This is a genomic window from Flavobacterium sp., from assembly GCF_028712645.1.
Taxonomy (GTDB): domain Bacteria; phylum Bacteroidota; class Bacteroidia; order Flavobacteriales; family Flavobacteriaceae; genus Flavobacterium.
Window position 1 is genome coordinate 1 of the sequence record NZ_JAQTPQ010000113.1, and the last position, 11,125, is coordinate 11,125.

The 11,125-nt window shown below is 37.6% G+C and carries 6 protein-coding genes; all 6 read right to left on the reverse strand.

The window, feature by feature from the left end:
- On the reverse strand, positions 1-768 hold a 768-nt coding region (locus PHC28_RS10050; RefSeq protein ID WP_300099506.1), incomplete at its 3' end, for an alpha-L-fucosidase.
- A 188-nt stretch (positions 769-956) separates the two neighbouring features.
- Positions 957-2,942 (reverse strand): glycoside hydrolase family 97 protein, encoded by a 1,986-nt coding sequence (locus PHC28_RS10055; protein ID WP_300099495.1) that lies wholly within the window; start codon positions 2,940-2,942, stop codon positions 957-959.
- 24 nt (positions 2,943-2,966) lie between these two features.
- On the reverse strand, positions 2,967-5,366 hold the full coding sequence (locus PHC28_RS10060; RefSeq protein WP_300099498.1) for a TIM-barrel domain-containing protein: 2,400 nt from the start codon (positions 5,364-5,366) through the stop codon (positions 2,967-2,969).
- A 67-nt stretch (positions 5,367-5,433) separates the two neighbouring features.
- Positions 5,434-7,323 (reverse strand): glycoside hydrolase family 97 protein, encoded by a 1,890-nt coding sequence (locus PHC28_RS10065; protein WP_300099501.1) that lies wholly within the window; start codon positions 7,321-7,323, stop codon positions 5,434-5,436.
- Positions 7,324-7,344: 21 nt separating this feature from the next.
- Complete coding sequence (locus PHC28_RS10070; RefSeq protein WP_300099509.1) at positions 7,345-9,720, reverse strand: glycoside hydrolase family 2 TIM barrel-domain containing protein; 2,376 nt, start codon at positions 9,718-9,720, stop codon at positions 7,345-7,347.
- A gap of 117 nt (positions 9,721-9,837) precedes the next feature.
- On the reverse strand, positions 9,838-11,125 hold a 1,288-nt coding region (locus PHC28_RS10075), incomplete at its 5' end, for a glycoside hydrolase family 97 protein (RefSeq protein ID WP_300099503.1).

Sequence of the window (11,125 nt, forward strand, 5' to 3'; positions counted from 1 at the left end):
TGGATGATAAAACCACTCTGGACGAATGGAAGTATTTACTTCGGCCATCACCCATTTATTCCCATTTTCTACACCAAAATGCAAATTTTTCCATGGAACATCACCCGTTGCGTTCAAGAGACTCCAGTTCGTTTCGCCTACATTTCCATCCTCGGTTCCAACCCAACGAAGGTCTCCTCTTTCACCGCCATCATTCCAAATCACACATTTTGGTTGCAATTTATGAATCAATGCGTATGTGGTTTTCCAGTCATAATATGTTTTGGCATCAATTTTACGGACTTCGTTAGCTCCACCATAATAACCGTCTCCACCATTGGCACCGTCAAACCACACTTCGAAAATTTCGCCATAATTGGTAAGAAGTTCTGTAAGTTGATTACGGAAGTAAGTAATATATTCCGGTTTTCCGTAATCGGGGTGATTTCTGTCCCAAGGCGAAAGATAGATACCGAATTTCAAACCGTATTCTTTACAGGCATCAGCCATTTCTCGCACCATATCTCCTTTTCCGTTTTTCCATGGAGCATTTTTTACTGAATACTCAGTATATTTAGAAGGCCAAAGCGCAAATCCACAATGGTGTTTAGCAGTGATGATAACTCCTTTCAACCCAGCTTCCTTGCAAATACGCGCCCATTGGCGACAATCTGATTTTTCTGGATTAAAAAGCTTAACATCTTCACTTCCAAATCCCCATGACTGGTTTGTATAAGTATTTAATGAAAAATGAACAAAAGCATACGATTCCATTTCCTGAACCCGCATTTGGTTCTCCGATGGAGTTGGACCGCATGCTACTGGTGCTTTTACTTGAGCAATACCAACAGTTGTTGATAAAAACGTAAGAATGACTACGTATAAAAAAAATCTTTTCATTTGAGATTTTGTTTATTATGATTTTTATTTAATTGTATAGCTGTAGAAAGCAAATTTAAATATCTTATCAGTATTTACTATTTTTCAGGACTAATTATAATGGCAAAACCACCTCCATTAGCCATATTTACTGTTAGCTTATCGGTATTTGTAACGTTAACTATTTCGCGTTTATAATCTGTGGCATCTTTGTTTGCGTTGATTCCATCTTTAAAAATTTCGGCGGAATAGGTTCCCTTGTCCAGGAAAGAAAAGTCTATGGTCATCTCTCTTGACGACCAATTCGTTAAGCCTCCTATAAACCATTTATCCTCTTTTCGCCTAGCGATAGCAACGTATTCCCCAACTTTTCCATCAAGAGCAATTGTTTCATCAAAAGTGGTGGGAATCTGGGAAATAAAGCTGGTACTTTCCTGCTCTTTCATATAGGCTGTAGGACTATCGGCTAGCATTTGCAGCGGTGCTTCATAAACAACATACATGCCCAATTGATGACATCTGGTTCCTTGACTCATTGGCAAGGAATTACTTGGGCGAAAATCGGCTCTTGTGGCATTGCGCATTGCCCCAGGTGTGTAATCCATAGGGCCAGCCAGCATTCTGATGAAGGGAATGCTGGTCTCATATTTTGGCATATCATCATTCGATGTCCATTTGGCGTTTTCCAAGCCTTTAACTCCTTCAAAATTGACAATATTTGGATAAGTTCTTTGAATACCAGTAGGTTTATACATACCGTGGTAATCAATAATAAGTTGATAGGATGCTGCTTTTTTAGCAATATCATATAAAGATTTTACCATTTTTTGGTCATCACGATCTATGAAATCAATTTTAAAACCTTTTACTCCCATTTTTGAATATTGAGAAAAAGCATCATCTAAAACATGGTTTACGGCATACCAAGATGCCCAAAGAATAATAGCTACATTTTTTTGTTTTCCATAACTAATGAGTTCTTCAATATCCATATTTGGAACAATTTTCAACATATTAGTTTCTTCACTCCAACCTTCATCTATCACCACATACTCGATATGGTTTTTTGAAGCAAAATCAATATAATATTTATACGTTTCCGTATTAATTCCAGCCTTAAAATCAACCTTAGATATATTCCAGTCATTCCACCAATCCCAAGCTACTTTCCCAGGTTTTATCCAATTTACATCGGCAATTCTCGAAGGTGTAGCAAGCCTTTGAACCATATCGTTATTCAACAGGTCTTTGTCGTTCTCACTAATTACAATTGCTCTCCATGGAAAATTGCGACTACCATTTGTTTTGGCGACATAAGACTCTCTTTTCGCTACCATGTAGTTCATTTTATTAAATCCTCCCAAACGTTCTTCCTTCGGATAATGGGCATAAACTCCTTTCAAGCCTGGGTTTGCCCCATTATTCTTTGTTAAAAACATACCTGGATAATCCTCAAGGTCAGCCTCTAAGATAGCGACCTTTTTTCCATTTCCCAAATCGATAAGAAATGGCGTAATTGCCAGTGAATCTTTTACAAATTTAGAAAGTGGTTTTTCATCATACATAACTTCAAAAGCGGATGTGTACATATCCTTTTCCCTCAAATCTCGCACATAAGGAATAAATGCTTTGTAATCTTTATTAAAATCAAAATTAGTTTCCTCCGATTCGATAGTAATTTGTCCTTTTTTAGTTGTAAAAAAACGGTAAGCAACACCATCGTTATAAGCTCTTAAAATCAAACCAAAATTACCCTTAAAATTCACTATCACCTGATTGTAGTCATCAACCACCGTTTTCTTTTTATAAAAAGGTGTGGCAAAAGAGTCGTTAACTGTTGATTTCTTGGCACTGATAACTTTTGCATTGTTTCCTAAAACTACTCCATTACCGAGTGTTAATGAAATGGCTGAAGGAGCAATAACTTCGGTATTTTCATATTTGACTGACCATGTTATTTTGGCTCCACTTTCTAAAGCCATGTCAATCTTCCCGTTAGGGGATTTTATATAAATCACCTGAGCAATACCAACAGTTGTTGACACAAACATAAGTAGGATTGCATTTAAAAAAAATCTATTCATTTTGATATATTTACTATTATAATTTTACAGTGCCACATTTATTTTTTTCCCAGAATAAAGCACTTCTTTGTCGTATTTTTTAGACAAATCAGTCCCTGTTCCTTTGTCTTTGCTTACTAAAACAATATTGAATTTGCGTTGCTTAAGCATACCTAGAAACGAACCTTTTTGATTCTCTATGGTCAAAGTTCTGTTTTTATCGTTCCATAAAAATTTTATAGTAGAATAAGCACCTTTCTCATAATTGTAATTATCATTTTCATCTTCATATAAGGTAAATTCTCCATTTGCCCCTTCGTATATACGAATTTCCAGATTACCCCATTTCTTTTCTGTGGCATATTGCACTTTGGGTCCAAAAGGAAGTATAGATCCCGCTTTCATAAATAGAGGAATAATATCTAAAGGAGCTTCTTTTTTCACGGTTTGTCCTCCAACATATTTTTCAGCTGTCCAGAAATCAAACCAATCTGTACCTTTGGGCAAATAAACTTCTTTACTTTTCACGGTACTGAAATCTTCAACGCTAACCGTATCCTTAAGTTTTGAATACATGGGTTGAGTAACTGGACTAACCAAAATGGATTTTCCAAACATAAATTCATCATTGATGTCTAATGCTTGTTTGTCTTGGGCAAAATCCATGACCAAAGCCCGAGTCATACTCGAGTTATTTGTGGTAACATCCCATGAAGTGCTATATATATAAGGCAAGATGCTGTAACGTAGGTTTATATACTTTTCTATCGCATCATAAGTTGGGTTTCCTTTTTTTCCAAAATGGTATAACTCGCGAGGGTATCCTTCTCCGTGAGAACGCATCATCGGGCAAAAAGTACCAAATTCCATCCAACGCACATGTAGTTCTCGATAATCTGGATTTTCTAAAGGATTTTTGAAATTCATTAAAAAGAAACCTCCAATATCGCTGTTCCAATGCGGAATACCACTAAGCGATAAATTTAATCCCGCTGAAATCTGATTTTTCAAAGTTTCCCAAGAAGCTACCACATCTCCTGTCCAGGTATTGGAACCATAACGCTGCTGACCAGCAAAAACAGAGCGTGTTAAGATAAACACACGCTTATCGGAAGTAACCGAACGTTGATGATCTGACACTCCGCCAACGGTCATCAAAGGATACGCATTTCGAACTTTACGAAACGATCCTAGGTATGTTTTAGCATCTAAATCCAAAGGTTTGAAGTCCAAATGGTCTGGCTCTGTAGAGTCCATCCACCAACCGTCCATCCCGAGTTTAAAAATGCCGTCGTTGAGATGTTTCCAATATAAATCCCGAGCTGCAGGATTGTAGGCGTCATACACTTTTACGCCAGAAGGATAATCCTTATTGGGTGGAAATTTCTCCGAACCCGATTCTGGCCAGGTTTTAAAATCGAATAATGATCCCATTTTATTCAGTTCCTTGAATTGTTTGGTATTGGGGCCAAAGGAACTCCAAATGGATATAATCATGTGGGCATTCAATCCGTGTACATCATTTACCATTTTTTGCGGGTCGTTAAATCCGGGATTCAAAAATTCCATGGCATTCCAAAGGTAATTGTTGCCCCAATATTGCCAATCCTGAATGACTCCATCCAAAGGAACATTTAGTTCACGGAATTTTTTCACTACACCAACCAATTCGTCTTGACTTTTGTAACGCTCACGACTTTGCCAAAAACCATAAGTCCAAAGTGGAAACATCGGAACCTCACCAGTAAGGCCTCGCATATTGGCTATTACACCATCCGTATTGGTGCCTTGCATGAAATAATAATCCACACCATCGCCAACCTCTGACTTAAAGGTTGTTTTTTCTGGAGCATCATCAAAAAAAGTAGGAGAACAATTGTCCCAAAACAATCCGTATCCTTTACTTGACACAAAGAAGGGAACATAATCATCCGTGTTGCCCTGAACCATATTAAGTTTCACGTTTCGTTTAGACATTTTGCCTTCTTGCTGCTGTCCTAATCCATATATAGCTTCGTCCTTATCAAGAATAAAAGACTGCGAAACGGAATACGTTTTTGTGCCTGCATCATTAAAATCTGTAAAAACAGTTCCTGCTTCTTTTTCGCTAAGGAGAACCGTTTTTTGAGTTGCGAAAGAAACTTTTCCGTTCTTTAGATTCAAATAAATACTAAGTTTTTCGCCATTTATTAAAAGTTCATCGCCGTTTTGTTTTAATTTAAAATCAGTTTTCTGTGGATTTTGAATAACAGAAAGACTCTTTTGAGAATAGGATTTCCCTTGCGGATATTTCAACACCCTTACAGTGGAAGGGTTATAAAAATTTATCTCAATATTTTCAGAATTTATCACGGTTTTTACACCATAATCCGTTTTTTTATAGGACTGTGCATTAATTCCTCCTATAATAAAGGCAAAAAACAATGTGGCAATTAGAATTTTCATCGGTTTGTATTTTTTATTTTATTGGTTTTCTATATTATAATCATTTATCTACTTGTGTGTTTTTTAGTTATTTCGGTTTTATCACACCAACAAAGCCTCCTCTTGGAAGGCATTCCATTTTCAAAGTATCTCCTTTTTTAACTTTTATAATTTCTGAAGAAAAAGATGTCGAATCCTTTCCGTCTTTGATGAGCTGAAAACTATGGGTTCCTTTACCAAGAAAATCAAATTTCACTAATAAGGTCTGAGATTCCTCTTTTCCGTTCAACCCTGCGATATACCATTGATTTCCTTTCTTTCGAGCAATAATTACTTTTTCTTCTGGATAGCCATCAATTAGTTTTGTATCGTCCCAAGTAACCGGAACCTGTTTTAAAAAGTCTTTTGGTTCTGCAGGCAAAGATTGATATGCAGACGGTCTGTCGGCAAAATGCTGCAACCCTGATTCAAATACGACAGACAAAGCCAGTTCGTGTGCATAAGAGGTTATATGTGGATGTTGTGAATTGGAAAAAGTAACGGGAGTATAATCCATAGAACCAATTACATTTCGCGTAAACGGAAGTGTAACATTATGAGCTGCAGCTTTATCTGTCAATACCTGATTATTATTGTACCATTCTGCACCATAAACCGCTTCAGTGGTCATCAAGTTTGGATACGTTCGAGACCATCCTCGTGGAGCAGTTGCCCCGTGAAAATTTACCATCAAATGATATTTTGCCGCATCTTTCAAAATGTCGATATAATATTTCATCATATCCTGTTGGTCGCCGGCAAAGAAATCGACTTTTATTCCAAAAACACCTATTTTATTGAGCCACTCAAATTCCTTGGTACGCTTTTCGGCAGTTTGTAATCTGTCATTCGGTGTCGGATCCATCCAAATTGTACCAGAATTGTACCACATCAATGGTTTTATTCCTTTACTTTTGGCATAGTTCACGGCATCGTTTATATCGCCACCATTGCCCATCACATCCCATTCCCAATCGATTAGCACATAAGGCCAATTCATTTCCACAGCAAAATCAATATATTCCACTACTTTTTTATAATCCTTAGAGCCGTGATTGTTCGCCCAATAGATCCACGAAACAGCACCAGGTTTGATCCATTTTGTTTCTTTTAAAGTATTGGATGAACTTACATCGGTAATTAAAGTAGATTCAACAATTTTGGAAAGATTTCCTAAAATAATAGTATGCCATTGCGAATTCCAGGGCAGGGTTGCAACCGCAGTAGCTGGATAAATTACTTGGTATTGATTTTTATTTTGACCATTATTTAGCTTGGCGGCACAATTGTTTTCGGTGATATCTGCTTCCGAAATTAAACCCCATAAGGATTGATTGTTCACTTTAAATAATGCAGGAAATCCCCAGTCCTGCTTGTTTTTATCATCAATTCCAGTTTGGGTTAACGGATAAAAATTTTCATAAGATCTTTCATAAGGTTGCATCCATCGGTTGGTCTCATCAGGCAAAGTATAGGTCGTTTCTTCGCTACTAATATTTTTTGTAGCATCGGAATGATTGGGAAATACATACCGAAATGCAATACCATTATTATAAACTCTAAAAACAATATTCAATGGCTGATGATTGGAATTTTCAAAACTGAATGTTTTTTCGGTACCAAAATTTTCGCACAGTTGGCGTTTACCACAAATCATTTCATACTTATCGTGTATGGTAATAGGTTTTGATTCATTAATAAATTGAAGGTTATTTACAAATTGCTCATCGGTGCGATTAATGCCTAACTTAGAATCGGGCAATACTTCTACAAATTGGTTTTCAACTTTATATAAAGCTTTAAAAAAACATCCGTGAGAAGCATTTTTGCTAGGCAAATTCAAGACAACTTTTATTTTCCCGTTGGGCGAAATTAGTTCCTGTGCATTTATAACAAATGAACTTAATATAAATGATAGAAAAATGAGGGTCTGTTTCATTGATAATAGTTTCATATATTATTATTTCTGCAATGATTTAACAACAATACTTTTCCCTTCCAATCCATCTGATGTTACCGATAGTTTAATTTCGCCAGCATCACGAGTACTTTTAATAACCACCAATGCTCGTCCTTTCCAAGCTTTTCGGGTGTTGCTCACGTATTGATCGAGGTCTTTCAAATTAGCATTATCCATTCCAACAATTACACCTTCACCTTCAATTTTAAAATTCAAACGGTTGGCGGCATTCGGTTGAATTATTCCATCCTTGTCGGTTATTTCAATAGTTATGTATGATAAATCTTGTCCGTTGGCGTGTATCTCTTTTCGGTCGGTAGTGAGTTTTAGTTTTGCAGCATCGCCGGCAGTTTTCAAAATTTTAGATTCCACTTCTTTATCATTTTCTACTCCAACTGCTTTTAAAATTCCTGCTACATAAGGTACGGTAAAAGTGGCTTTAAACTTCTGATCTTGGGTTGTGGCTTGCTCACCAATCAATTTATTATCCAAGTATAATCTAACTTTCGGATATTTAGAATATACCTCTACCACGATGTTTTTTCCTTCAAACCCTGGCCAGTTCCAGCTTTCCCAGGTTGGCCATACCGACCACATCGTTGTTTTGATTTCTAATGGTTCTGGGGCTGGTTCACGAACTGCTATGTAGAGTTTTTCGTTCGTATTATACAACATACTTCTATAATGCGAAATGGGTTTTCGCCATCCAATCAAGTCGATATCGCCACAGTAAGCACCGTGGTAAGGAAACATATCGTTATCCCAGTTTTCGCCAGGTGTTTCGCCAGAATAAAAAGTTCTACCAATGCCCGCTTCTCCGAGATAATCTATTGCCGTCCAAACAAAATCGCCAATAACGTACTTGTTATCTTGCACCAATTTCCAATTTTCAAAAGCATCCTTAGGATAGGATTCGGTTTGAACAATGATGCGGTTTGACACTCTTTTGTGGTCATCGGCAGCAGTATTCAAATGGTAATTGTAGCCCGCTACATCGTGTACGTTTATCAAAGGATCCAAATTTTCCCATTTGTCTAAATTTACCACAGCAGAAGTTACGGGACGTGTGGTATCTATTTTTTTAATTTCTTGCAAAAGCATTTTAGCGGTTTCTACGGCTTCGGGTTTGCCTCTTTCTCCAATTTCATTGCCAATGCTCCACATTACAATTGATGGATGATTGCGATCCCGCAAAATCATTGTTTGCAAATCTTTTTGCCACCATTTTTCGAAATATTTGGAATAATCATTACTGTTTTTCCCTTGTTTCCAACAATCGAAAGATTCGTCCATTACCAATAAACCTAACCTATCGCAGGCATTCAAAAAGGCTTCCGAAGGCGGATTGTGCGAAGTACGAACGGCATTGAATCCACCCGCTTTGAGCAATTCAATTTTGCGTTCTTCGGCACGGTCAAAAGCGGCAGAACCTACACAACCATTCTCGTGATGCACGCAACCACCGTTTATTTTTACTGTTTTTCCATTGAGTTGAAATCCGTTTTCGACCGTGTATTTTATCGAACGAATACCAAAATTAATTTTAGTATCGTCCAGCACATTTTTACTTTGCAAAACTTGAACTTGGGCCTGATATAAATTGGGAGTTTCGGGAGTCCAAAGCAGAGGATTAGAAACAGTTATCGTTTGTGTAATTTCCTTTTCGCTGTTTGCGGGAAGACTAATTTCCACCTGAGCATTTCCTGAATTTTTAGCATTTTTATTCCAAATAATGGTTTTTACAACCATAGTTTGGGCTGATAAAGTTTCGTTTTTAACCATCGTTTTCACCTGCACCGATGCTTTTTTTGCAGACACTTCGGGAGTTGTGATGGCAACGCCCCATTGTGCGGTGTGCACAGCATTTGTTGTATTCATCCAAACGTGGCGATAAATTCCAGAACCACTGTACCAGCGACTGTTCATCTGTTGTGAATTATCTACTTTTACCGCAATAACGTTTTCTTTTCCAAAATTCAAATAAGGGGTAAGGTCGTAGCTAAAAGTAGAGTAGCCATACGGATAAACACCCAGCGATTTTCCGTTGATGAAAACTTCGGAATTCATATAAACGCCTTCGAAATAAATAGCTGTTTTTTTAGCTTTCCATTCATTAGGCACCTGAAAAGTTTTTCGATACCAGCCAATCCCTGCTGGGAAATATCCGCCACCCCCACCTGTTGCATTTTTAGGATGAATATTTCCTTCTATGCTCCAATCGTGAGGCAAGTCTAGTTTACGCCAGCTCTCATCATTGAATTCGTTAGCTTTGGCTTCCGAAGCATCACCTAAAAAGAATTTCCAGTCATAATCGAATAACTGTTTTCTTTCCATTCCATTTTGGGCATATACTGAAAAATAGCTTGTAAATAGCATGAATGCCAATACTATTTGTTTTGTGAAACATTGTTTTTTGTGTGAATTTAAACCGTTCATTTTGTTACTTTTATTTCTAATTTGTATTGTGAATAGGATTATTTATTCATCTATATGTTAATTCGCAATGATGACAAAGCCTCCATTTTTAGGCATTTGCACATCCACGGTATTGTTTTTTGATAATTTCATTGGCTTAACACTTCCTTGTAAAGTAACCGTATCGGAATAAAACTGAAGTTGTGCACCAGATTTTATCATTGGCAGCGAAACTTTAATCTTTTTAGTATTATTCTCTGCATTTATACCAGCTACATACCATTTATCGCCTTTGCGACGTGCAAAAATTACATATTTACCTGGATAGCCATCAACAAAAACTGTTTCATCCCAAGTAGTAGGCACTTTTTTCATAAAATCTATTGCCCATGTCGGTGCGTCATTTAGGTTGTTGGGAGCCAGCGCAAAGTGTTGCACACTGCTTTGGAACAATATCGCTGTTGCCAATTCAAAAACATCCGAAGTAACTCTTTTGCTACCACGACCGGCTTCGTTGGTTGCATTCCAATATTCATTCAAAGCACTACCTCCAAAATCCATAGCACCCACAGTATTACGAATAAATGGATGAATGGTGGCGTTAAAGGCCTCGTTGTTACATATATCCTGCACGAAATGAAGCATCTCGCTTGCCAGAACAGCCTCGGAAGCAACATAATTGGGGTACATGCGCTCCCAACCACGAGGCAAAGTACAACCGTGGAAAATAACCGACAGACCAAAATCATTGGCATCGTGAAGAATGTCTTCGTAAAGCTGCATGGTTACCTGCTTGTCACCACCAAAGAAATCAACTTTAATTCCTTTTACACCTATGCGCTGCATCCACGCCATTTCTTTACGACGGTTGGTGAGCTTATCCATTATACCCCTCGGACCTTGTGGAGCATCGTTCCAATAGCCGTTAGAGTTATACCATAAATACAAATCAACCCCTTTGCTTTTACCATAGTTGGCTAACTCTTCAATTTTGTTGTAACCTATTTGAGTGTCCCACAATGCATCTACCAAAATAGTTTCCCAACCCATGGCAGCACTAAAATCGATATATTCTTTTTGCACGTCATACACCGTATTTTCGTCCATTTTCATAATCCAGCTCCACGAACCCTTTGTGTATTTGTAATTGTGCAAAGCTTCGAATTTTGGCTTAACTACATCAAAAGCAATGGTTGTTTCAACAATTGGCGCAAGGGTTTCTCCCACGGTTAAGGTTCTCCATGGCGTATATCCGGGCAAGGTTATTCCCGGCGCAACAGTGCCGTTTCCATTATTTTCTTCTGGCATAGGATAACTGATAGAGTAAAGTCCATCGGTATGACCATTGAGGTGCGAAGCACAATAA